This window comes from Ensifer sp. NM-2 (genome assembly GCF_003024455.1).
In the GTDB taxonomy this organism is placed as follows: Bacteria; Pseudomonadota; Alphaproteobacteria; order Rhizobiales; family Rhizobiaceae; genus Ensifer; species Ensifer canadensis.
The window spans coordinates 44,032-67,146 of record NZ_PVZR01000028.1 but is presented as its reverse complement, the minus strand read 5'-3'; the positions used below and the strand labels follow the sequence as shown (position 1 = coordinate 67,146).

Here is a 23,115-nt window from a genome sequence, read left to right as displayed (position 1 = left end):
ACGAGACCAGATTTCCGTTGAGCGCGACGCAATTCCCCGGACCGGTGCATGAAGCAAACCTTGGCCGACGTCGTTGAGATAGATCTGCACAAGCAGCCACTCAGGCCGCTGCCGGCGGAGCTGCGCTTGCTCTATCGCCAGGAAGGTGAAACGACCCGCAGGGAAGCGACGAGAAAAGGGCTCTGGATCGCCGTCGCGGTCTATCTGCTGTTTTCGATTACCGACCTGCTGCTGATCTCGGATGTCGCCCGCTACACGATTGCCTCGCGCTTTGTCGTCGGTGCAGTTGCGCTTGCCGTTCTGGAAATCCAGGTCCACTTCAACGTCAAGACGGACTGGCTGGACAGGACCTGTTCGGGCGCGCTTGTTTTCGGTTATCTCGGCTGGCTCATTCCGGCAATTATGACCGCATACACGCAGGACATGTCCTACTACATGATCTTCGGTGCGATCTTCATGATGGGCGCCAACCTGTTCTTCATCTTCCAGTTCCGCCTTTCGGTGATCTCATCGAGCATCATCCTTGGCGCATTTTTCCTCGATCTCCTCTATTTCTCGCCGCAGAACCCGTCCTACCAGCTGGCGTTCGGCACGTTCTACGTCTCCTGTTTCGTGTTCACCTCCTACGTAAACTGGAAGCTCAACCGCGAACGCTACAAGGTCTTCCTCAATGCGTTCGAGGCGAGGGTCCAGCAGCGGGAGGCGACCGAGCGCGGCAAGGCGCTGCTCAGGCTCTCCAACACCGATTCCCTAACCGGTCTCGACAATCGTCGGGCGGTAGACCAGAAGCTGCGGGAATACTGGAGCGACTGGCAGAAGTTCGGCGACCGTTTCGCCGCGATCCTGATCGACGTCGACTTCTTCAAGAAATACAACGACTGCTATGGCCACCAGGAAGGTGACCGCTGCCTCATTCTCGTGGCCAACACGTTGAGGGAATCGATCGAGCAGTTCGACGCGTCCATCGGCCGATACGGCGGCGAGGAGTTCATCATTCTTGCGCGCATGGACACGCGCGAAGAGGCCGCCGATCTGGCCGACGCCATCTGCCGCACAGTGCAAGACCTTGCGCTGGTGCACGGGCAACGACGGGATGGCACGTCCATCGTCACGGTCAGCGTCGGTGCCGCGTTCACCAGGCATCAGACGGGCTCGAAGCTCGAACGGATCATCCACGAGGCGGACCGGGCGCTTTACGCCGCAAAGGCAAGCGGTCGCAACTGCGCCAAGGTGTTTGATCCGAACGACCCGCAAACCAGCGACGAGAGCGAGAACATCGCGGCGCTGTTGAAGATAGCGACCGACCAGGATCTCGTCTCCCTCGTCTATCAGCCGATCAAGAATGTTGCGACAGGCCGCGTCGAGGCCGTCGAAGCGCTGATGCGGCTGAGAATGCTCGATGGGACCGCCGTTCCGCCCAGCCTTTTCATTCCCGTTGCCGAGCGTACCGGCGCCATCATCGACCTCGGACGCTGGGCGATCCGCACGGTCTGCCGCGAGCTTCTCGCCAACGATCATGTGCCTGTCGTCAGCGTCAATGTCTCACCGATCCAGCTCAAGACGCCGGGCTTCGCCACATCGGTTGCCGCCATCCTTGGTGAAACGGGAGTGGCCGGCGGCCGGCTCGCTTTCGAAATTACCGAGGGCCTCGAGATGGAGATGCACTCGGACGTGCTGCGCTGCATCAGCGACCTCGAAACGCTGGGCATCCGGATCTGGCTCGATGATTTCGGCACCGGCTTTGCCGGCCTTTCCTGGCTCCGGCTGATCGATTTCGATACGGTCAAGATCGACCGCTCGTTCCTTCATGACTGCGGCACGCCAAGGGGCAAGGCGATGCTGAAGGATATCATCGGCCTGGTCCGGAACCGTGGCCACAAGATCCTGGTGGAAGGTGTCGAAACCGAGGAGCAAATGGCGCTGGTGCGAGAGTTCCGCATCGACCATGTTCAGGGTTTCCATGTCGGCCGCCCGGCTTCCGCCGCGAGCTATCGCACGGCGGCGGATACCGGATCGCGCCCGGCGAGCCTCGTCAGACCGGGATAAAGCATGTCGCCCGAAAGTGCGCAGCGGTTTCGGGACAACGACACGCAAAAGAACAAGAACGTAAAGTGCAGAAAGCGAACCCTAAGGATCGCGACGCGCTTTGCTGCATGTTTTTATCCTTAAATCGCATTCGATTTAAGGATAAAAACATGCAGCCATTCAAAGTGCTACAGCGACCTTACCGCGTCTAAAAAGACGCGCGGCACTTTAGCGATCGATTCGCTCGGCTGACCAAAAACCGCCCGCCTCCTCGTCGAACACGCCGGCACCGCGCTCAAAACAGCGATTGCTGGGCGGGCTCCGGCGGACCGAGGCGCACGCCTTCGAGCTCCAGCATGCGGATCTTCGATGTCGAGCCGCCCGGAGCCGAGAAACCGCCAACCTTGCCGCCGGCGGCCAGCACCCGGTGGCAGGGAATGATCAGTGCCACCGGGTTCCTTGCCATCGCCTGGCCGACATCGCGCGCGGCTTCAGGGCCGACGCCGAGTTCCTTTGCCAGGGCACCATAGGTGGTGGTCTGTCCCCAGCCGAGCCTGCGCGCGGCAGCATAAATCTGCTTGAAGAATGGGTCCTGCCCTTCGAGGTCGAGCTGGATACCGGAGAAATCGACCTGTTCACCATTGAAGTAGCGTCGAACCGCGGCAACCGCTTCGGCAACTTCCGGCGTCGGCGTGCCCGGTTCGCCGGCAGCAAGCCGGCGCAGAAGCAAGCGCTCGGTATCCTCAGCCTTCTTGGTCGGCAGTTGGAAACGGGTGATGCCGTCGCCGTTCCAGGCGATGCCGCAGAAGCCGGCAGCGGTTTCGAAGATAAGATAGTTGTGAACTGTCTGCGCCATCTGACCGTCCTCGCATTTTCATACTCGATGAAAATCGTGCGGAAGGCGTTCGAATTCAACCCGTTTCCTGCGCGCAGCCGTGGTCGCCAACAGATTGCGCGCCATGCCGGCGCCGGATAATCCTCCCGCAGATGGCCAAGGGCAGCAGCGCTATTTGGCTTCTATCATCTTCGCCCAGCTTGCAGCGCGCTCAGCGGACTCGATCAGCACCGCTTTCGGCGCCTTGTACCATTCGTTTTCCGGCAGACCGCGCCGGTTGCGCACGAAGGCGATCGCCGCATCCAGCGTCGGAAACTCGGTCGGCAAGGTCAGGTGCAAAAACAGCGACACGACAATGACCGAACGCGAGCGTCCGCCGCGGCAGTTGATGAGAATGTTGCCCATCTCCCGGCGCGGATAGGACGGCTTTTCCGGCAGCACCTGCTCCAGTGCCGCACGCAGGATATAGTGAGCGGCCAGCATCTGCGTGTCGGGATTACCGCCACCATCGATCAATCCGATCTTGTAATAACGGATCTCGCCCGGGCCATAGACGCTGCCCTCGTGATCGGACACCAGCTGCGCCTGCCGGACGAAATTGAAATCGAGATTGACGGCGCAGTTGACGACGGTGGTGATGCCGTTCTGTCGGAGCAGATTGAGATCGCTCGTGCCCTCCTTGCCGGCGATGTAGATATCGACGCCATAAAGCGGGTGCTGTTGGTAGACGAGGCTGAGCTTGGCAAGTTCGGCAGACGGTTGCGCCTTCGTCTCGGGTTCCTGGCTGATGTTCAACTGCTGTCTCCGCTGTCTTTTCAGTTTGCCGCCGCGGCAATGCGTTTTTCCGAGATCGCCCGCGCAACGCGCCGCAATGTCGGATAGTTGGCGCCGGCGCCCGTCGCAATGTAGCCCGGGCACATGAAGTCGGGCGCATCCGCCGGCACCTTGCCCAAGGTCAGCGGCTCATATCGGCCGCCGGCGTTCTTCAGGATCAATGTCGCCGCCGCCACGTCCCAGGAGTTGACGCCAAAGCCGGTCGCAGCATCCGCCCAGCCCGCAGCCACATGGGCGATGCTGAGAGCGGCACTTCCCGGCCGCCGAAGGGTCGAAAACGTCTCGACGAATTCCCCGAGATTGGCGAGTGCCATTTCCCGGCCGTCGAGGCGAAAGTCACGGGAGACGGGATAGCCGGTGATCAGCGTTGCCCGGTTCTCTTCCTCGACCGCTTGCGAGGAGATACTTGCTCCATTGAGATAGGCTTGTTCGAGATCGGCAGAAAACATCAGGTCAGCGACCGGGTCATAAACGACGCCGGCCACGACGCCACCCCTTTCGACGGCGGCGATAGACACGCACCAGAAGGCCAGTCCGCGCGCGAAATTCGAGGTCCCGTCGATCGGATCGACATACCACTGGATGTCGCCATCGCCCACCTGTCCGCCCTCTTCGCCGAGCATGGACGAATTGGGCTCGTGCGCAAAAATGAAATCGCGAATGGTGACTTCGGCGCGCTTGTCATGGATGGTCACGACATCATGCAGGTCGCGCTTGTAGTCGACGACCATGTCCGACCGGAACGCGCTCAGCAGCGGTTCGCGCACGGCATTGGCCGCTCCACGGGCAATCTCGACGAGGCGCTTCGACCGCTCCAGTCGTTGTTCGGGGTCAGCCGCCGGTGAGGTCGCTGCGGGAAGGCGCTTTTCCATGTCGTGCGTATCCATTCTTATCGAGAAAGTGCCGGCGCGCCACCCGGTGGCGCACCGGCTTTTGTTCACTTGGTGTAGTTCACACGCCAGAAATCCTGCCACTCCTCGCGTCGGTCAAAGTCCTCAAGACCGGTCGAGGAATTGTAGCCGAACAGGCGGTCGGCGACCGTCATCAGGCCGGACGGCTCGTCGGCCGGCATCTTGATGTCGATGTTGGTCGGCAGCTTGCCGTCCTTCATCTGCGGCGCGATGCCTTCTTCCGTCAGGATGTAGTGGATGAACAGCTTTGCCGCGTTCGGGCTCTGCGTCTTCGTCGCAATCAGGCCAAGCTTGACGTAGCTCCAGCCGACCCAGGGATTGAGATCCTTGCAGATGCCGAGCTTGTACCCCTTGCCCTCGTTGTCGCGGAATTTTGCCGACGAGAGCAGGCCGAAGAAGGGCTCCTTCTGGCCGGCAGCACCAACGGCTTCGGCCACTGGATCATCGCCATCGGTGACGAGCGGCGCGTTCTGCGCCAGTGCCTTGATCCAGGCGGCCGACGCGCTCTTCTCCTCGGTCGCAAGGTCCTTGCCGAAATGGCTCTTGTAGGCACCGGCAACCTTGTCGTCGGCGTGTTTCTCCATCTGGTTGAACCAGTCGGTATAGGTGCCCTTGGTCAGCGGATCGACGAGAGCAACCTTGCCTTTCCACTTCGGTTCCGTCAGCTCCCAGATATTGGCGACCGGGCATTTGTCGTAGGCTTCGGTGTTATAGGCCCAGACGTTGGCGTTGGTCGAAATCGCCAGCGGATTCTGGAACTCCGCCGGGATTTTCGCGATCATGTCGGCCGGCAGGTAGCTTTCGACGAACTCCTGCGGCAACAACTGCGCGAGTGCTGCCGGCGCGTCAGTGATCAAGGCGACATCGCCCTGAACGTTGCCCGCCTGGCTCTCGCGGATGATCATTTCCAACTGGCTGTTCGCCGACACTTTGACGCCCGTCGCCTTGATACCGTATTTGGCCGTAAAGCCTTCGGCCATCTCGACGATCTTGCCGGTGCTGTCATAGACGTTGATCGGCTTTTCCGTCTTGGCCGCGGCAATCAGCGCGTCGAGATCGAGGCCGTCGGCGGCATGGGCTTGCGCCGAAAGCAGGCCGGCCGCAACTGCGACCGCTGCCATCGTCATATCACGCACTCTCTTTTTTTCCGTTTTCATCGCTTCCCCTCCCAAGGAAACAGCACTCGGTGATCGGCACCGCCCGTCGCGTCATTTTCGGTGGTTTATTCTCCAAAGGTCCTGCCAGGCCTCGCGCTTGTCGAGGTCGTCGCCGGCGGTCGCGGCATCGAAGGCCATCAATTGATCGAGATACTTCGCGACGCCCGAGGGTTCATCGGCCGGCAGGCCGATCGTCGAATTGCCGGAGATCTTTCCGTCTTCGGTCTGGGGTGCAATGCCCTCTGCCGTCATCAGGTAACGGACAAACAGCTTGGCGGCATTCGGGCTCTTGGTCTGGCCCGCGATCAGGCCGAAGCCCGGATAGAGAAATCCGGAAAACGGCTCGACGCCGGCGCAGATACCGAGTTTAAGGCCCTTCGTGAGGTTGTCGCGATACTTGGCCGTCGAGGTGATGACGAAGAACGGCTCGGCTTGTCCCGGGGCGCCGGCGGCGTTGGCGACCGTTGTCGAATCCGCCAGAAGCGGCCCGTTTTCCGCAAAGGCCTTGACCCAGGCAGCTGTGGCACTTTGGCCGTTCGTCTCCAGCTTCTTGCCGTAAAGGCTTTCATAGGCCCGCGCGACATCGGCGTCGCGATGCGTCTCGATCTGATTGAACCAGTCGGCATATAGCGGCTTGTCGAAGAGATCGAGCATCGCCAGCTTGCCGCGCCACTGCGGCTCGGTCAGCTGCCAGATGTTGGTCACGGGGCACTTGTCGTATTTCTCGGTGTTGTAGGTAAAGACGTGAGGGTCCGAGACAACAACAAGAGGATTGCGCTGCGCTTGCGGAATATCCTTGGCGAGATCCGGAGGCGTCCAGCTGGTGGCGATACCTTCCGGCAACAGCTGTCCGATTGCCGATGCCACGTCAGTCGCGACGCTCACGTCGCCGAGGATATTGCCGGCCTGGTGCTCGCGGATCATCAGCTCCACCTGCGTGGCTTCGTTGACCTTCTTGCCCGTCGCCTGCACGCCGTATTTTTCCGAGAACTCCTTGGCCGTATCGACGATCTTACCGGTGACGGCATAGACGGTGATCGGCGGCTCCTTCTTTGCCGCCTCGATCAGGGCGCCGAGGTTGAAGGCTTCTTCAGCCTTCGCCGGCCCACAGGTCAGTGTCATGGCAGCAAGGCTACCTGCGACCGCCCAGGCTAATGGGCGGTCGCGCAACGCGCTGCGTTTCATTTCCATCATGTCGTCACTCTCCCGGCTGAGCCATCACTTCTGGTAGTTCACCCGCCAGAAATCCTGCCAGGTTTCGCGCGCATCCCAGTCGTCGAGGCTCGTGTCCATCTGGTAGGGCAGAACCTGGTCGAGAACCTTGCCGATGCCCGAGGGTTCGTCAGCCGGAAGTGCCACATCGGTATTGGTCGACATCTTGCCATCGACCGCCTGCGGCGCGATGCCTTCCTCCGTCATGACGTAGTGGATGAAGAGCTTGGCGGCGTTCGGGCTGTTGGTGCCCTTGGTGATCAGGCCGACGCCCGGATACATCCACCCGAGCCATGGCTTCAGATCCGTGCAGAGCCCGAGCTTCATGCCCTTCTCCGCATTGTCGCGGAACTTTGCCGAACTCATCAGGCCCATGAACGGCTGCGACTGGCCCGGCGCTCCGACGGCATCGGCTGCCGCGGCGTCGGCATCGGTCAGCAGCGGCGCGTTGGCGGCAAGCGCCTTCACCCAGGCCGCCGTCGCGCTGCCATCGTCGAGTTCCAGGTCCTTGCCGTAGAGCTCCTTGTAGGCGGCGGCGACCTTGTCGTCGCCGTGCTTTGCCATCTGGTTGAACCAGTCGACATAGGACGCCTTGCCGAGCGGGTCCTGCATGGCGACCTTGCCCTTCCACTCCGGGCCGGTCAGCTGCCAGATGTTGGTCACCGGGCACTTGTCGTAAAGCTCGGTGTTGTAGGCCCAGACGTTCGCGCTGGTCACGACCGTCAGCGGGCTCTGGTACTGCTGCGGGATCTTCGACGCCATGTCCGGCGGCAGCCAGCTCTCGGCAAAGCCCTGCGGGATCAGCTGCGCCATCGCTGCCGGTGCATCGCTGATGATCGAGACGTCGCCCTGGATATTGTTGGCGCGCGCCTCGCGGATGATCATTTCCAACTGCGCCGTCGCCTTGACCTTGGAGCCTTCGGCGGCGACGCCGTACTTGGTCGAAAAGGCCTTGGCCATCTCGACGATCTTGCCGGTGCTGTCATAGACTGTAATCGGCGCTTCCTTCTTGGCCGCCTCGATGAGGGCGTTGAGGTCGAAGGCGTCCTCAGCCATCGCCTGCCCGGTCAAAAGCCAGGCAAATCCCGTGGTCCACAACAGGCAGCGCCTTTTATAGTCTGCCCTTCCATTTTTCCGAAAATGCATCGACTGCTCCTCCTCAGTAAGCGGTGTTCGTCTTTCGGTTGACGCGATCAGTGATATCGTCAGTTGAGCTTCGCGTTGCGCAGCAGCTTGTCGGCTTCGGCAATGCGCTGGCCGTCCTTGTCGAAAACGTGCAGCGCCTCCGGCGGCGCAAAGAAGCGGACCTTTTCGCCCAGTTCCAGTCGCGGCAGCGCGTGCGTCGTCAGGAACAGCGTGTGGCTGTCGCTCTTCAGCTCCAGGATCCAGCTGCCGCCGGTCGGCAGTATGCCGGTGACCACCATCTTGCCGCTGAAGCTGCCCTGCGGAATGTCCTCCTTCTTCGTGGCATAGCTCAGCGCTTCCGGGCGGATGCCGACGGAGCCGATGCCGCGCAGGCTCGGATAACGGCTCGCCAGGTAAGCTTCCGCCTCCTTGGCGACGTCGGACGTACCTTTCTTGTCGAAGGACAGGATGTTGATCGGCGGGCTGCCGACGAATTCGGCGACAAAGCGGTTGGCCGGGCGGTCATAGATGTCGTTCGGCGTGCCCATCTGCTGCAGCGTGCCTTCGTTCATGACGGCGATCGTCGTTGCCAGCGTCATCGCTTCCCACTGGTCGTGGGTGACGAAGACGATCGTCGTCTTGAATTCCTTGTGCAGGCGCTTGAGTTCGGCGCGCATTTCGAGCCGCAGCCGCGCATCAAGGTTCGACAGCGGCTCGTCGAGAAGCAGCACGCCGGGATTGACCGCGAGCATGCGGGCAAGTGCCACGCGCTGCTGCTGGCCACCCGAAAGCTGCGACGGATAGCGGTCGCGGTACTTGGCGATGTCGAGCGCCTGCATGACCTTTTCGACACGGGCCTCGCGTTCCGCCCTCGGCAGCTTGCGCAGCCGCAGACCAAAGTCGGTGTTGCGCTCTATGGTCAGATGCGGCCAGAGCGCGTAGCTCTGAAACACCAGGCCCATTTCGCGCTTTTCCGGTGGCACGAAGACGCCGTCAAAGATCGAATCGACCACCCGGTCACCGATGCGGATCTCGCCGCCCGACAGGTTTTCCAGCCCCGCGATCATCCGCAATGTCGTCGTCTTGCCGCACCCCGATGGGCCGAGCAGGCACATGAACTCGCCGTCGCGGATTTCCAGATCGAGGTTGGAGACGGCATTGGCGGAATTGACGCCATAATTCTTCTGGGCGCCGCGCAGATTGATAGTGGGCATCAGCTTCCGAGTCCTTCTGCAAGATTGGTCTTGGTCAGCTTCTGGGCTGCCAGAGTTCCGAGATAGGCGATGGCGGCGATGATCAGCACGACCGCGTTTGCCGCCTGGGTGTAGTGGTAGTCGACGAGCCGCAGCGAATAGGTCGTGAGAACGTCGGTGCTGGGCACGGCGAGGATGACGAACAGGCTGAGGCCCTTGATGCCGGAGATGAACGGCAGCAGCACACCGGTGACGAGCGAGCCCTTCTGGATCGGGATGACGATCGACATCATGCGGCGGAACCAGCCGGCACCGGCGATCTGGGCCGCCTCTTCCGGATCCTTGCCGAGCTGGGTCATGGCCGAGATCCCGGCGCGCGAGGCGTAGGGCATCTGGTCTGCCATCAGCGCCAGCACCAGGATGGTGACGGTGCCGTAAAGTGCCGGCATCGGGCCTCTCGGAACCGCAAAGAGCGAGAGATAGGCGGCAGCAAAGGCAATGCCCGGCACCAGATAGGGCAGGAACGTCACCTGGCGCAGATAGACAGACAGGGCTCTGACCGGCGTGCGGATGACGACATAACCGACGAGCAGGCCGAGAATGCCCGAGGCGATCGAGGCGAGGCCGACGATCATCAGCGTGTTCTTGGCGGCCGCCCAGAGATCGGGGCTCAGGAGCACGCCGGTCTGCAGCGCTACGGTATGAAGGTCTCGGCCGATCCAGTAGTCGAGCGTGAAGTTGTCGAGGGTGAACTGTGCCGGCAGCTTCATGACCGTCGACAGGAACAGGGTCAGCAGAGGCAGACCGACGCTCAGCATGAAGATCGTCGCGGCGAAACCCGTTGCCGGAAGCCTGAGCTTGCCGAGGCGGCTTTGCCGGTTCATCGAGCCCTTGGAGCCGATGGTGACGAAGCGGCGCGCTTCACGCACCAGCCGCGCGTCGATCATCAGGGTGATGATGCCAATCAGCATGATGGAGGCGGCGACGACACCGGCGACACCCGTCTGGCGCGAGGCGATGCTGCGGAAGAGCGAGGTGGAGAGCACCTCGAACTTGACGGGCAGGCCGAGCACATAGGGCACGCCGAATTCGCCGAGGCACTTTGCGAAGATCAGGATCATCGACGACATCAGCGCCGGGCGCATCAGCGGCAGGATGATCTGCATTGCCACCTGGTAGCGCTTGGCGCCGAGGATGCGGGCGGAATCCTCCAGCTGGGAATCGAAGCGCCTAAGCGCCGAGCCGAACAGCAGAATGACGAAAGGCGTATAGTGCAGGGCGAGAATGATGGTGATCGGAAAACGGCCATAGGCGACCCAGTCCGGCGGCGTCCAGCCGAGAGCCTCGAACCAGCCGGGCTGGCCGCCGACAGTGCGGTTCTTGAACAGCGTGGTCCAGGCGAGCGCGAACGTCCATGCAGGCAGCATGTAAGGCACGATCAGGGCGGTCGCGAACCAGCGCCTTCCGAACATGTCGGTGCGGCTGATCAGCCAGGCGAGAACGGTCCCGATCAATAGCGACAACAGGATCGCACCGACAGCAACCGACAGCGTATTGAACAGCGGCCGCCAGAAGAGATCGACGGAGACAGGCGAGGTGAACGTCCGGTCGAGATAATAGAGCGTCAGGTCGCCAAAATCCTTGCCGAGCCGTCGCTCGTGCCCGAATTGCACCTGCACGGCATCAAGCACGATGGAGATGATCGGCACGACGATCAGATAGGTAAAGAGCAGTGCCGTCAGAACCCCGATCAATGTCGTCGGCTCACGGGAGGCGACCTTCAACCGGTATCGCCAGACCTGCCAGGCCGAAGGCACAGCGGCCTCACCGCCCGCGGCCCGAGGCGCCTTCGCTGAATCACTTAGAAAAGCCATGCTCTTTCCCCTTGAGACCTCGCCTCGCAACACGATCCGGCTATGCGCCGGCGCCTTGCGGACGAGCAAACATGCGAACGGGGAGATCAGGGAAAGCCGCGCAGGCAGCCGCCCCTGCTCCATGTCGAGCAAGGCAACCCGCCGCGAGAACGCGATATCTCGTCATCGATCCAATCCTCCCTGTTCGCGACCGACCCCGATCAACGATCCTGTCCGGATCGGGCCCGACGGCATCCGGCCACTCCTCAGAAGCCGGCGCCATCATCACGAACATAGACGGAACAAAAATTCCATTTCGTCACCGCCTATGGAATGCATGATCCATTGAGAGGTCGCGCTTGTCAACAAAAAAATGCACACGTGCGCAACGATTTATCGCTTTGATTTTATTGCATATTTTTCTCAGATGGATCCGCTTTTTTCGAACACGTGGTCATTGCCTCGCGACTGGCCAGCGAAGACGCTCCGGCCGCATAGGGAATGGCGAACTAAAACAGCCGGATTTCCGGCGGGCGCGCAGCACTCAGGCCAATCACCTGCAGAGCCAAAGGATACTTTTTCGTTGGAATGAACCGGCATTTGTGGCCCAGATAGCCGCGAGCTGATTCTTTGGGGGAAACCATGGCACGAGGGTTCGTCACGGCCGAGGAGGTCGCAAAACGCGCGGGTGTTTCACGCTCGGCCGTCTCGCGCACGTTCACGCCGGGTGCCAGCGTCTCGCAGCCTGTCCGGCGCAAGGTACTGAAGGCGGCGCGCGAACTCGGCTATCGAGTAAATCGGCTGGCCCAGGGGCTGAACAACGACCGCTCGAACCTGATCGGCGTCGTGGGCACCAACCTCAGTGCGCCCTTCATTTCCAAGCAGCTCGATCTCTTGAGCATCGGCCTGCTCCGGCGCGGGCTCCAGTGCCTGCTGTTGAACGCCGCCGATGCGCGCAAGGATATCGCGCCGCTGATCGAGCTGCTGTTTGAATTCCGCGCCCAGGCGATCGTCGTGCTTTCGGGCGAGCCGCCGTCCTCGATCGTCGATGAGTGTATCGCCAATGGCGTCCGGCTGATCCTGGTCAATCAACGGCTCGATCGCACCGATACCAACATGGTGCTGAGTGACGATTCGCACGGGGCGGACCTGGCCGCACTCCGGTTGATCGCGGCCAAATGCAAGAAGGTTGCGGTCGTCTCCAGTGCCAGCCAGACGCCGGCACAGGTTCGGCGAGCGACTGCGTTTACGCAGCGGATGCAGACCGCCGGGATCGAGGTGGTCGCCTGGTCGGACGGGCCGACGAGCTACGAAAGCGGCTATCAGGCCGGTTGTGACCTCTTGCGCGACAAGCGGATTGACGGAGCATTTTGCGTCACTGATCTGCTGGCGCTGGGTTTCCTCGATGCCGCTCGCATCGAAATGCATCGCCGTGTGCCGCAGGATGTGTCTGTCGTTGGCTTCGACGATATTCCCCAGGCGAGCTGGAAGAGCTATGAGCTGACCACCATCGAGCAGTCTCTATCGACATTGACCGCGAACGTCCTGACGGCGCTCGAAACCGATGAGCCCGCGACCCGGCTGCAGGTGGTGCCCGTGTCGATGATCGAGCGCAAGACGGTGCGTTAGTCCCTCCTCCAGGCGCGCCTCTCGAAATCAGCCGGCCTGTCGGATGCGGCTTTCGATCAACAGGCCGCTGTCGTCGAGGATCGGGTGCGCGACCGATGCGATATGGGCGTTGATGCGTTTGAGGTCGCGCAGCATATCGAGGTGCAGCGAACTGGTTTCGATGCTTTCCGCCCGCCCCTCGCGCAGGCGCTGCAGGTGCCGCTCGGCCGATTGGCGCTCAAGGCGACGGACGTCTTCCTTGACCTCCACCAGCCGCCGCGCCAAAGCCGCATCGCGGGTGGCAAACACCGTCTGCGCCATGCGCAGGTTGTCGAGCGTGATCGCAAACAGCCGTGTCAGCTCCTCGTGGCCATCCCTCGAAAAGGTCAGGCCCAACGCAATCTTCTTTGCGAGTTCGGCCAGCAGGCCCTTCTCGATGATATCGCCGATATGTTCGAGATTGATAGCGTAGTCGACGACATCCATTGCTCGCCGGCGGTTGTCTTCGCCGATATCCGCATGACCAAGGCGCGAGACATAGACCTTGATCTGATGCTGCAGCCGATCGACCCGGCCTTCGAGCGTGCTGATGCCCGCGAGCTTCGCAGGATCCGCATGCTGCAGCGCATCGCTTGCCTGCGCCAGCATGCTTTCGATCAGATCTCCGACGCTTAGGACTTCGCGGCTGGCGCCGGCAAGGGCTGCCACCGGCATCGAAAGCTTGTCCTCGTCGAGATAGCTCGGCGCGTCCGGCGTCTGCTTCGGCTCCGGCAACAGCCGCGCGGTCATCCGGGCGAGCGGTCGCGACAGCGGCCATGCAAGCACCGCCAGCGCCAGATTGAAGACGAGATGCGCATCCACAGGCAGCTTGTCATGCGACAGCGGCAGGATATCGAGCAACTGTGCCGAATAGCCGGCAAGCGGCAGCGCCACCAAGCAGCCGATGGCGCGCACGATGAGATTACCGATCGTCACGCGTCTCGCGCTGATCGGCGCATGCAGCGTCGCCAGGACCGGCGGCACGGCGCCGCCGAGATTGGCACCGAGGACCAGGACGATGATCAGCCCGGTCGAAATGCCGCCCGTTGCCGCGAGCGACAGGATGAGGACGACGATGGCGAGGCTCGAGGATGCCAGGATCGCCAGCATGGCCGCGAAAATGAGTGCGACCGGCCAGGCATTGTCGAGCATCGCCAAAAAGGCCGAGAGCGCCGCAGATGTGCGCACCGGTTCCGTCGCAAGACCGATCAGATGCAGCGACAACAGCATGAGCCCGACGCCGACAAGGGCGGCGCCACCGCCTTTTCGCCCATTCGACGTTCCCCGTGAAAGGATGACGCCGACGAGGATCAGCAGCGGTGAGAGCCAGCCGATGCCAATCGACACGATCCACGCCGTCATCGCCGTTCCGACATTGGCGCCCAGAAGCACGATCTGCGCCATGCGCGGCGCAACGAGATTGCGTTCGGCGAAGGATGCGATCATCAGTGCCGTCGCAGTCGAGCTTTGCAGTGCGATCGTCGCAACCAGTCCGGCGAGGAAGGATCGCAAACCGTCGCGCGTGCCGGCGGCCAAGCCGGCCTTCAGCCGGGCGCCGAAGGCGCGCTGCACGCCATCCTTGACCTGCGAAAGCCCGAACAGCAGCAGCGCCACGGCGCCAACGAGATTGATGCTGACGATGGCCGATTCCATGGGTGCACTCCGGTCGGACGGTCCTTCGGTTCGTTACTGCTCGAAGCCCAGTTTCATTGTCTGCCGCGGCGCAGTTCCTCGCGGAACAACTGTTGGAATGCGGCGTATTTCTCAAAGCCCAGATCGCTGATCAGCCGCATGACCGTGGTGGTCGAAACGCCGGCCCGCTCAGCCACTTCCCGTGCGCTCGCAAAGGCGATGTCATAGGGATGGGATAGCGCGAACTTCGCGACTTCGAGCCGCCCGCCCTTGAGCCCGCGGGCACCGAGGCGAAACGCCTCCTTCAACTCCGGGACGCTTGCCGGCGGTTTCACCCCTCGACCGGGTAATACAAAAGACTGCTGGTCCATGGTCAAACAACCTCCTTCGCTTCTCGCTGCAAGGTGATCTCGATCTGCCGCGCACCCACTTCCGCTCGGTCGAGAAAGGCGGCAAACGCGCCCAGGAAGATCGACAGGAAACCGGCGACAGAGCGGTCCCACCCCTCATCCGGCTCTCGGCCGAAGCGCTCGGAAAGGGCGCGGTAAAGACGCAGCCGCTCGGGCGATATCGCAGGCAGCGCCAAGTGACCCGCCTGGCGCAGGCAGTACCAGTCGGCGATGACATCGATCATGCGGCAGGCAGCAACTTGTTCGGCCGAAAATCCGGACTTTTTTGCAAGCGCGTGCAATGCTTGCACCACCACGTCGGCATCAAGAAGTTCCGCGCAGATACCTGAGAGCGTGGCGCCCGAGACGCGGCTCACCACATCCTGCGGCCACTCCTTGGGAAAATAGCGGTGGCGAACCAAAGCCAGCTTATGAGCCCGCAGGAAAGCGCCGTAATCCTCGGCATTGAAGGCGGCATCGTCCGTCTCCCCTAGCCGCTCCGTCTCGCGGCGATAGGCCTGCGCCAGACGCGGATCCACCGTCTTCGCCGACAGCTCGACGGTATCGACGACAATACCGCCGTTCACCGTCTGAATGATCTTGAAGGCTGGAGGATAGGCGACGAGCGAGGGCACTGCCACATTGGTCAACTGGCGCTCGCCGCGGGTGCGTCGCGTTACACCCTCGACATGAAGGTGGCCGCTGAAATGCACGGTCAGCCCGGCGCCCAGCAAGGCATCGGTGACAGCTTGGCGCGGCGTGCGGCGGGCGATGTTGGTTTCCCCGAAGAGCACTCGCTCGGCACCGGTCGCGCCGTCGAATGGATCGAGCGCCGGGTAATGCGAGAAGGCGAGCACGGTCTTGCCCAGCGCCTCTGCCCGCGCGCAGACGTCTGTGATCCACGAGACGATGAAGGGTTTCAGGCGCAGCATGGCGTTCCAGCCGGCGGCGGTGCTGTCGACAAAGGCTGCTTCCTCGCCGCCTACGAACGTGCCATCCCGTGGCTCGAACACATTGGCGTCGATCATCAACAGCCAGATTCCCGGTTCCGGCTCGACCAGATAGGAGGCATCCATCAACGAATATCGGTTGCTTCCATCCGGCGAAACCACCTCGTAACGCCGACTTTCGATATCGTCGGACAGGCCGAACGGCGTCTCCCAATGGAGATATTCCGGCTTGCGGAAATAGCCGCAGGCAGCCATCGGGCCGAGGCCGGTGGGATATCCCTCGCAATACATGCGCGGAGTGACGATCGCGCCCGCCGCCGTCGACGCAGGATCGCTGGTCACCCAGACGCTGGCGCCATCCTGGTCGAGGAACTCCTTGGTGTGGTGGCGCCCCGTCGGACCGAAAATGTCGTGATTGCCGGGAAGGGCATAGAAGGCGGTGCCGTATGCGTTGGCGTGCCGGTCGAGGATCCGGCGCAGGCTTGCGGTCGTCTGCCGCTGACCGTCATCGGTGTAATCACCGAGCAGGACGACGTGCCGGATGCCCCGATCCCGCACCTCGTCCAATGCCACTGAAAGTGCCTTGGCGCTCTCGTTAAAAACACGGGTCGACTGCCGCGTTTCGGCCCAGCTGCGAACCATCATCCGCTGCCCGTCGATGCTCATGCCGGGGAAATCGAAATCGCCTTCGAGATCGTGGAAATGCGCGTCGGCGATGACGGCGATACTGGCTTGGCTGCGCTTCAACATCAGTCCCGCCCGGATGTCTTGCCGGCGATCATGTCGATCCATTCAGACGCCCGGCGTGCCGCCTCGTAAAGCATCGGCTTCGGTGTCTCGAACCACTCGTCGGGACGCAGTTCGCGGTGTTCACGAATGTGGGCGACCGCGGCGTCAAGCGTCGGGAAAAGCTCCGGCTGCTGTTTGTGCAGGAACAGGGCCACGAGCGAGACGGATCGGCTGCGTCCGCCGCGGCAGTTGACCAGCACATTGCCGCCATCGGCGAAGGGATAGGTTTCGCGCTTCGGCATCGCCTGGCGCAATGCTCCGTCCAGGATGTAGTAGGCGCCGAGCATCATCGTATCCGGACTGCCTTCGCCGTCGATCAGGCCGAGCTTGTAGTAGCGAATGTCGGCATAGCCGCTCGGCCGCAGATCGCCACCATCGTCAGCCTCCCTCTCGCGCACCCAGTTGATATCGAGATTGATCGCGCAGTTGACCACCACCGAAATGCCGTGGTGCTTCAGCAATTCGAGATCGCGTGCGCCGTCGCTGCCGCCGATATAGAGATCGGATTTGTGCGGACCGATCCCGCTTGCGATCAGACTGATCGCCGGGCGCGCATAAACAGGTGCATCCATGCCGTTTCCTTTCCAGATCGGGCGACGCCGAAAGGCATGCCACCCAGAATTCGCATTGTCGGCGCCCTTGGCAGAGCCGCTCAGGCGAGCTGCAGTTCGGCAACGACGTCGCCTGCCGAGGCGATCGGTATCCGCGATGCCCGGCTTATCCCACCGGCGATGCCTGGCGCGGATGCCAGAACCGGCCCGCCGCCGCGAAGGCTACCGATCTCCATGAAGGGACAGACATCACCGCCGGCCTCGGCGACAAGCAGCAATCCCGCCACGCAGTCCCAGGAGTTCATGTGCAGTTCGATATAGGCATCCGAACGACCGTCAGCGACATAGGCAAGCGCCAGCGCGCCCGAGCCTGCCCTGCGGACATTGGTGCCGAGCGCCAGCAGATCGCGGATCGTTTCGAGATAAATCTCGTTCGACACGCGGCCGGACCAGCCCATTTCCACCGACGCCGTCTCAAACGCCGTGGTGGCGGCGACGGCGATCGGCTGACCGTTGCGGGTCGCGCCTGAACCGCGCCGGGCGAAGTAGAGCTCATCCAGTGCGGGATTGTAGATGGCGCCGATCTCCGCCCGACCATCCTCGATATAGGCGATCGAGATGCAGAAATGCGGGATGCTGCGGGCAAAATTGGCGGTGCCGTCGACCGGATCGACCACCCAGAGACGATTACTGATCGATCCGCCGCCCTCCTCGCCGAAGAAGGCGTCGTCAGGAAAGTGCTCGGCGATCGCCTTGCGGATATGCGCCTCGGAGGCGGCATCCGTCTCGGTCAGAAAGTCCTGCGGCCCCTTCATCGAGAAGGCGCGCGTCGCGCTGTCTTCAAAGCCACGGAGCACAAGCGCTCCGGCCGACAGGATAATGTCTCGGCAAAGGCTCGCCCGACCCTCAAGATCGTTCGAATAGAATGGTCTTTCCAGGTTCATTCGGGCACGACTCCTTTGCACACGCGAGCATCTTTGCACACGCGTTCAATGGTGACAAGCCTCATTCTGGACCAGCTCGTGCGACGAATGCCCTGCTCGCCGCCAACGAACGGTTTCGAACAATGCAGGCGGGATGCAGGCGATATCGGCGGCTGTCTTCGATCCTCTTGACCGTGCGGCGAATGCGAGCCGGAAGCGAGCCGCCGCGTCGCACGGCCCGGAACGATGCCGGCGAGGCGCATCCGATGCGCGCCCTCGGCGCTTGTCCTCAAAGGTGAGTTTACAAAAGTATTATTATATGATTTTTTGAAACTGCTGCGAGGAGAGCAGCTTTCTTTGGGAGGAAATCATGAAATTCGCCAAAGCACTCGCGAGTGCAACGATCCTTGCTGCCTGCACGTTTGGCAGCGCATCTGCCGCAGATCTCGTTGTCGGTTTTTCGCAGATCGGCTCGGAGTCCGGCTGGCGCGCTGCAGAGACGACGCTGACGAAGCAGCAGGCTGAAGAGCGCGGCATCGACCTGAAATTCGCCGATGCCCAGCAGAAACAGGAAAACCAGATCAAGGCGCTACGCTCGTTCATCGCCCAGGGTGTCAACGCCATCCTGCTTGCCCCCGTCGTCGCCACCGGTTGGGACGAGGTTCTCGAGGAAGCCAAGGACGCGGAAATCCCCGTCATCCTGCTCGACCGAACCGTCGATGCGTCCGACGAGCTGTACATGACCGCCGTCACGTCTGACCTCGTGCATGAAGGCAATGTCGCCGGCAAATGGCTTACCGACACGGTTGCCGGCAAGCCGTGCAACATCGTCGAACTCCAGGGCACGACAGGGTCTTCACCGGCGATCGATCGCAAGAAGGGCTTCGAGCAGGCGCTTTCCGGCCACGACAACCTGAAGATCGTCCGCAGCCAGACCGGCGACTTCACCCGCACAAAGGGCAAGGAAGTCATGGAAAGCTTCCTCAAGGCCGAAGACGGCGGCAAGAATATCTGCGCGCTCTACGCCCACAACGACGATATGGCGGTCGGCGCCATCCAGGCGATCAAGGAAGCCGGCCTGAAGCCGGGCAGCGACATCCTCGTCGTTTCGATCGATGCCGTGCCGGATATCTTCCAGGCGATGGCCGCGGGCGAAGCCAACGCCACCGTCGAACTGACCCCGAACATGGCAGGCCCCGCTTTCGACGCGCTCGCCGCGTTCCAGAAGGACGGAACAAAGCCGCCGAAGTGGATCCAGACGGAATCGAAGCTCTACACCCAGGCCGACGATCCGATGAAGATCTACGAAGCGAAGAAGGGTCTCGGTTACTGATCCCAGGCGCGACCGGCGTCGACGCGAACCGTCGGCGCCTGTTGTCACAAGCCAGACGATCGATACTGCGGAGTTGGACGACGGAACGGGCTCGCCCGCCTCGTTGTCGCCGCGGGCTCGATGTCCGGTCGGCATGCTTCGCTCGAGCACGAGGATCGAGGTGAAGCATGCTGATTTTCGGAACACTGAAGTAATGCGGCGTGCTCGACTGAGTGCGCCGCGTTCCAGTCAGGGAGGGATCATGCAGACCATCGGCGACAACCTGCTTTCGGCGACCCGGATCGACAAGGTCTTTCCCGGTGCGAGAGCCCTGGACAAGGTTGACTTTCATTTGCGCAGAGGCGAGGTCCATGCGCTTCTCGGCGAGAACGGCGCCGGCAAGTCGACGCTGGTCAAATGCCTCACCGGCGCGTACCGGCGCGACGGGGGCATGATCCTGCTCGACGGCGTCGAGATCGATCCGCGCGATACGTTCAATGCGCAGAAGCTCGGCATCGGCACCGTCTATCAGGAGGTCAACCTGCTGCCGAACCTGACGGTAGCGGAAAACCTTTTCCTCGGCCGACAGCCGCGCCGGTTGGGTTTCGTCGATGTCCGCGCCATGAACCGTCAGGCGCGCGCACTGCTTGAAAACTACGAGCTCGACCTCGACGTCACCCGCGCGCTCGACAGCTATTCCGTCGCCATACAGCAGGTCGTCGCGATCGCCCGCGCCGTCGATCTCTCCGGCAAGGTGCTGATCCTCGACGAGCCGACGGCAAGTCTCGACGCCCACGAAGTCGAGATACTGTTTCGCATCATCCGGCGACTGAAGGCGCGTGGCCTCGGCATTGTCTTCATCACCCATTTCCTCGAACAGGTGTACGAAATCTCCGACCGCATCACTGTGCTTCGCAACGGCCAGCTGGTTGGCACCCGAGACACGGCGTCACTCGAGCGGCGCGACCTGATTTCGATGATGATCGGCCGCGAGCTTGCAGCGGAAATCCGCTCTGCGCGCGAAGGAGCGGATCTCACCGGATCGGTGCGCTATCGCTTCCGCAATTTTGGCCGCAAGGGCCACGTCTCCCCCTTCGACCTCGATGTGAGGGCGGGCGAAGTTGTCGGCATTGCCGGGCTTCTCGGCTCCGGCCGCACGGAGACGGCCGAGATCCTCTTTGGTGCCCATCGCGCCGACAGCGGCACGGCTGAAGTCGACGGCAAGACCGTCCAGCTATCGTCGCCGCGCCAGGCGATCGCGCGACGGTTCGGCTTCTGCCCCGAGGACCGCAAGACCGCGGGCATCGTCGGAGATCTCTCGGTGCGCGAAAACATCGTGCTCGCCCTTCAGGCGCGACGCGGCTGGACCCGTCCGATCTCCCGTACCGAGCAGAACCGCCTGGCGGACCACTATATCAGGGCGCTCGACATCCGCACGGCCGATCGCGAAAAGCCGATCCGACTGCTTTCCGGCGGCAACCAGCAGAAAGCCATTCTTGCCCGTTGGCTAGCAACGGAACCCGAATTCCTGATCCTCGACGAGCCGACGCGCGGCATCGACGTTGGCGCGCATGCCGAGATCGTCCGGCTCATCGAGGGTCTGCGCGAGAAAGGCATGTCGCTGATGGTCATATCGTCGGAGATCGAGGAACTCGTTGCCTACAGCACGCGCATCGTGGTGCTGCGCGACCGCCAGCACGTCGCCTCGCTCGAAGGCGATCGGATCACGGCGGACCAGATCATCGAGGCCATCGCATCGGCGAATGAACGGGGAGCGGCATGACAGCAATACTTAGGGGCTATGCGATCAGGCTCCTACCGCAGCTGATAGCGCTGGCGGTCGTTCTCCTGATGGTATCCTTCGTGTTCCCGAGCTTCTTCCGCCTCGAAATCCAGAACGGCCGCCTCTATGGCAGTCTCATCGACATCCTCAACCGCGGCGCCCCTGTGGTTCTGCTCGCGATCGGCATGACCGTCGTTATCGCCACCAAGGGCATCGATCTTTCTGTCGGCGCCGTGATGGCGATCTGCGGGGCAGTCGCCGCCTCGTCGATCACGTCGGGCCACTCGCTGGCGATGACGCTTCTGATCACCCTTGGCACCGGCATTCTCTGCGGTCTCTGGAACGGTATCCTCGTCGCCATTCTCGATATCCAGCCCATCATCGCAACGCTGGTTCTGATGGTCGCCGGGCGCGGCATCGCTCAGCTCGTCACCGAAGGCGCGATCCTCACCTTCAACGATGAGGGGCTGATTTTTCTTGGCAGCGGCTCATTCGCTTGGCTGCCCCTGCCCGTGATCATCTGGCTGATCTTCGGCATCCTGGTAGCGCTGATCGTGCGAAAGACGGCGCTTGGCATGCTGATCGAGGCGATCGGCGTCAACCGCCAGGCAAGCACGCTATCCGGTGTGCTGACGCCGGTGCTGCTGATCGCTGCCTATATGCTATCAGGCCTTTGTGCCGCGATTGCCGGCATTATCGCCGCCGCCGACATCAAGGGCGCCGACGCCAACAATGCCGGGCTCTGGCTCGAACTCGACGCCATTCTTGCCGTCGTCATCGGCGGCACCTCGCTTCTCGGCGGCCGCTTCAGCATCGCCGCCTCCGTGCTCGGCGCCATCATCATCCAGTCGATCAACACCGGCATCCTGCTTTCCGGCTTTCCGCCGGAATTCAACCTGATCATCAAGGCGGCGATCATCGTCTTCATTCTCGTGCTGCAGTCGCCACCGGTTCGAAACGCCTTCACCTTTGTCGCGCTTCTGCGCGCCAGCAGAAAACCGACGGAGCGGCAAGCGCGATGAAACCCAAATACCTGCCGCTGACCGCAACCATCGTCATCTTCGTCTTGAGCTATGCGCTTTGCGTGGCGCAGTATCCCAACATCCTGTCGACGCGGGTCATCGGCAACCTGCTGACCGACAACGCCTTCCTCGGCATCGCCGCCGTCGGCATGACCTTCGTGATCCTGTCCGGCGGCATCGACCTTTCGATCGGCTCGGTGATCGCCTTCACCGGTGTGTTCCTGGCCGTCGTGCTGGAGAATAGCGGCGCCCATCCGCTCGCCGTCTTCGCCATGGTGCTGTTGATCACGACGTTCTTCGGAGCGGTAATGGGCGCCATCATCCACTATCTGGAGATGCCGGCCTTCATCGTCACGCTCGCCGGCATGTTTCTGGCCCGCGGCATGGCCTTCGTGCTGTCGATCGATTCCATCGCCATCAAGCATCCGTTCTACAGCACGTTGAAGGGTTTTTATTACAAGCTTCCCGGCGGCGGCAGGATCACGCTCATCGGTGGGCTGATGCTGCTCGTCTTTGCCATCGGCATCCTCATTGCCCACCGCACCCGCTTCGGCACCGACGTCTATGCCCTCGGCGGCGGCACCGCCACCGCCAAGCTGATGGGCGTACCGGTCGGACGCACCACCATCATGATCTACGCATTGTCAGGTTTGCTCGCGGGCCTTTCCGGCATCGTGTTCTCGCTTTACACCTCGGCCGGCTACTCGCTTGCGGCCGTCGGCGTCGAACTCGATGCGATCACTGCGGTGGTGATCGGCGGCACGCTTTTGACCGGCGGCTCCGGCTTTGTTGCCGGGACCTTCATCGGTATCCTCATCCAGGGCTTGATCCAGACCTACATCACCTTCGACGGCTCGCTTTCCAGCTGGTGGACGAAGATCCTGATCGGCCTGTTGCTGTTCGTCTTCATCCTCATGCAGAAGGGCATCGTATACGTGTCCCGCAACGAACAGCGGCACGTCTAGGAAGGGC

The 23,115-nt window shown here is 62.1% G+C and carries 19 protein-coding genes; 6 read left to right on the top strand and 13 right to left on the bottom strand.

All coding sequences use genetic code 11. The features are described from left to right. Window positions 1-48: 48 nt before the first annotated feature. Entirely contained in the window at window positions 49-2,046 is a 1,998-nt protein-coding gene (locus C6558_RS33950) for a bifunctional diguanylate cyclase/phosphodiesterase (RefSeq protein ID WP_107028384.1), read from the top strand. Window positions 2,047-2,320: 274 nt separating this feature from the next. Here C6558_RS33950 and C6558_RS33945 read toward each other — a convergent pair whose 3' ends face one another. The 8 genes from C6558_RS33945 to C6558_RS33910 form a co-directional block, all read right to left on the bottom strand. After that, window positions 2,321-2,881: a methylated-DNA--[protein]-cysteine S-methyltransferase gene (locus tag C6558_RS33945; protein WP_084815078.1), complete on the bottom strand. Its 561-nt coding sequence runs from the start codon at window positions 2,879-2,881 to the stop codon at window positions 2,321-2,323. Between the two features lie 150 nt (window positions 2,882-3,031). Next, on the bottom strand, window positions 3,032-3,655 hold the full coding sequence (locus tag C6558_RS33940; RefSeq protein WP_057206096.1) for a dual specificity protein phosphatase: 624 nt from the start codon (window positions 3,653-3,655) through the stop codon (window positions 3,032-3,034). A gap of 20 nt (window positions 3,656-3,675) precedes the next feature. Further along, window positions 3,676-4,566: an inositol monophosphatase family protein gene (locus C6558_RS33935; protein WP_082523488.1), complete on the bottom strand. Its 891-nt coding sequence runs from the start codon at window positions 4,564-4,566 to the stop codon at window positions 3,676-3,678. A 65-nt stretch (window positions 4,567-4,631) separates the two neighbouring features. After that, window positions 4,632-5,762, bottom strand: a complete 1,131-nt coding sequence (locus tag C6558_RS33930; RefSeq protein WP_371412323.1) for an ABC transporter substrate-binding protein — start codon at window positions 5,760-5,762, stop codon at window positions 4,632-4,634. A gap of 51 nt (window positions 5,763-5,813) precedes the next feature. Continuing rightward, a complete protein-coding gene (locus C6558_RS33925) occupies window positions 5,814-6,947 on the bottom strand; it encodes an ABC transporter substrate-binding protein (RefSeq protein ID WP_371412324.1) in 1,134 nt (377 codons plus the stop codon). A 33-nt stretch (window positions 6,948-6,980) separates the two neighbouring features. Then, window positions 6,981-8,120, bottom strand: coding sequence for an ABC transporter substrate-binding protein (locus C6558_RS33920; RefSeq protein WP_082555530.1), 1,140 nt, complete (start codon window positions 8,118-8,120; stop codon window positions 6,981-6,983). 59 nt (window positions 8,121-8,179) lie between these two features. Continuing rightward, window positions 8,180-9,313, bottom strand: a complete 1,134-nt coding sequence (locus C6558_RS33915; protein ID WP_084815077.1) for an ABC transporter ATP-binding protein — start codon at window positions 9,311-9,313, stop codon at window positions 8,180-8,182. After that, window positions 9,313-11,166 (bottom strand): iron ABC transporter permease, encoded by a 1,854-nt coding sequence (locus tag C6558_RS33910; protein WP_057224465.1) that lies wholly within the window; start codon window positions 11,164-11,166, stop codon window positions 9,313-9,315. The genes C6558_RS33915 and C6558_RS33910 overlap by 1 nt, the downstream gene beginning before the upstream one ends. 621 nt (window positions 11,167-11,787) lie before the next feature. Here C6558_RS33910 and C6558_RS33905 point away from each other — a divergent pair. Further along, complete coding sequence (locus C6558_RS33905; protein ID WP_057206086.1) at window positions 11,788-12,774, top strand: LacI family DNA-binding transcriptional regulator; 987 nt, start codon at window positions 11,788-11,790, stop codon at window positions 12,772-12,774. A gap of 27 nt (window positions 12,775-12,801) precedes the next feature. Here the strand turns inward: C6558_RS33905 and C6558_RS33900 are convergent, their stop codons facing one another. The 5 genes from C6558_RS33900 to C6558_RS33880 form a co-directional block, all read right to left on the bottom strand. After that, window positions 12,802-14,445 (bottom strand): Na/Pi cotransporter family protein, encoded by a 1,644-nt coding sequence (locus tag C6558_RS33900; protein ID WP_084815076.1) that lies wholly within the window; start codon window positions 14,443-14,445, stop codon window positions 12,802-12,804. Between the two features lie 53 nt (window positions 14,446-14,498). Next, complete coding sequence (locus tag C6558_RS33895; RefSeq protein WP_057213248.1) at window positions 14,499-14,795, bottom strand: MurR/RpiR family transcriptional regulator; 297 nt, start codon at window positions 14,793-14,795, stop codon at window positions 14,499-14,501. 2 nt (window positions 14,796-14,797) lie between these two features. Continuing rightward, window positions 14,798-16,513, bottom strand: a complete 1,716-nt coding sequence (locus C6558_RS33890; RefSeq protein ID WP_084815075.1) for a metallophosphoesterase — start codon at window positions 16,511-16,513, stop codon at window positions 14,798-14,800. After that, window positions 16,513-17,124 (bottom strand): dual specificity protein phosphatase, encoded by a 612-nt coding sequence (locus C6558_RS33885; RefSeq protein ID WP_107028382.1) that lies wholly within the window; start codon window positions 17,122-17,124, stop codon window positions 16,513-16,515. Before C6558_RS33885 ends, C6558_RS33890 begins: the two co-directional genes overlap by 1 nt. A gap of 80 nt (window positions 17,125-17,204) precedes the next feature. After that, window positions 17,205-18,047: an inositol monophosphatase gene (locus tag C6558_RS33880; protein ID WP_107028381.1), complete on the bottom strand. Its 843-nt coding sequence runs from the start codon at window positions 18,045-18,047 to the stop codon at window positions 17,205-17,207. A gap of 349 nt (window positions 18,048-18,396) precedes the next feature. On the opposite strand from C6558_RS33880, the gene ytfQ reads away from it, so the two are divergent. From ytfQ to yjfF, 4 genes are all read left to right on the top strand, one after another. After that, on the top strand, window positions 18,397-19,359 hold the full coding sequence (gene ytfQ, locus C6558_RS33870) for a galactofuranose ABC transporter, galactofuranose-binding protein YtfQ (RefSeq protein ID WP_084815074.1): 963 nt from the start codon (window positions 18,397-18,399) through the stop codon (window positions 19,357-19,359). Window positions 19,360-19,600: 241 nt separating this feature from the next. Continuing rightward, the gene (gene ytfR / locus C6558_RS33865; protein WP_084815073.1) at window positions 19,601-21,121 is read left to right on the top strand and encodes a galactofuranose ABC transporter, ATP-binding protein YtfR; all 1,521 of its coding nucleotides are present in this window, start codon (window positions 19,601-19,603) and stop codon (window positions 21,119-21,121) included. Then, window positions 21,118-22,143 carry an ABC transporter permease gene (locus tag C6558_RS33860; protein WP_107028380.1) on the top strand — a complete coding sequence of 342 codons (1,026 nt, stop codon included), beginning with the start codon at window positions 21,118-21,120 and terminating at the stop codon, window positions 22,141-22,143. The genes ytfR and C6558_RS33860 overlap by 4 nt, the downstream gene beginning before the upstream one ends. Further along, complete coding sequence (gene yjfF, locus C6558_RS33855) at window positions 22,140-23,108, top strand: galactofuranose ABC transporter, permease protein YjfF (RefSeq protein WP_057213257.1); 969 nt, start codon at window positions 22,140-22,142, stop codon at window positions 23,106-23,108. Before C6558_RS33860 ends, yjfF begins: the two co-directional genes overlap by 4 nt. The last annotated feature ends 7 nt before the right edge of the window (window positions 23,109-23,115 follow it).

Coding starts and splice junctions, on each gene's coding strand:
- C6558_RS33880 (WP_107028381.1), bottom strand. CDS start 18,047: ATGAACCTGGAAAGACCATTCTATTCGAACGATCTTGAGGGTCGGGCG.
- C6558_RS33945 (WP_084815078.1), bottom strand. CDS start 2,881: ATGGCGCAGACAGTTCACAACTATCTTATCTTCGAAACCGCTGCCGGC.
- yjfF (WP_057213257.1), top strand. CDS start 22,140: ATGAAACCCAAATACCTGCCGCTGACCGCAACCATCGTCATCTTCGTC.
- C6558_RS33860 (WP_107028380.1), top strand. CDS start 21,118: ATGACAGCAATACTTAGGGGCTATGCGATCAGGCTCCTACCGCAGCTG.
- C6558_RS33925 (WP_371412324.1), bottom strand. CDS start 6,947: ATGAAACGCAGCGCGTTGCGCGACCGCCCATTAGCCTGGGCGGTCGCA.
- C6558_RS33920 (WP_082555530.1), bottom strand. CDS start 8,120: ATGCATTTTCGGAAAAATGGAAGGGCAGACTATAAAAGGCGCTGCCTG.
- C6558_RS33930 (WP_371412323.1), bottom strand. CDS start 5,762: ATGAAAACGGAAAAAAAGAGAGTGCGTGATATGACGATGGCAGCGGTC.
- C6558_RS33910 (WP_057224465.1), bottom strand. CDS start 11,166: ATGGCTTTTCTAAGTGATTCAGCGAAGGCGCCTCGGGCCGCGGGCGGT.
- ytfR (WP_084815073.1), top strand. CDS start 19,601: ATGCAGACCATCGGCGACAACCTGCTTTCGGCGACCCGGATCGACAAG.
- C6558_RS33950 (WP_107028384.1), top strand. CDS start 49: ATGAAGCAAACCTTGGCCGACGTCGTTGAGATAGATCTGCACAAGCAG.
- C6558_RS33895 (WP_057213248.1), bottom strand. CDS start 14,795: ATGGACCAGCAGTCTTTTGTATTACCCGGTCGAGGGGTGAAACCGCCG.
- ytfQ (WP_084815074.1), top strand. CDS start 18,397: ATGAAATTCGCCAAAGCACTCGCGAGTGCAACGATCCTTGCTGCCTGC.
- C6558_RS33915 (WP_084815077.1), bottom strand. CDS start 9,313: ATGCCCACTATCAATCTGCGCGGCGCCCAGAAGAATTATGGCGTCAAT.
- C6558_RS33890 (WP_084815075.1), bottom strand. CDS start 16,513: ATGTTGAAGCGCAGCCAAGCCAGTATCGCCGTCATCGCCGACGCGCAT.
- C6558_RS33935 (WP_082523488.1), bottom strand. CDS start 4,566: ATGGAAAAGCGCCTTCCCGCAGCGACCTCACCGGCGGCTGACCCCGAA.
- C6558_RS33900 (WP_084815076.1), bottom strand. CDS start 14,445: ATGGAATCGGCCATCGTCAGCATCAATCTCGTTGGCGCCGTGGCGCTG.
- C6558_RS33905 (WP_057206086.1), top strand. CDS start 11,788: ATGGCACGAGGGTTCGTCACGGCCGAGGAGGTCGCAAAACGCGCGGGT.
- C6558_RS33885 (WP_107028382.1), bottom strand. CDS start 17,124: ATGGATGCACCTGTTTATGCGCGCCCGGCGATCAGTCTGATCGCAAGC.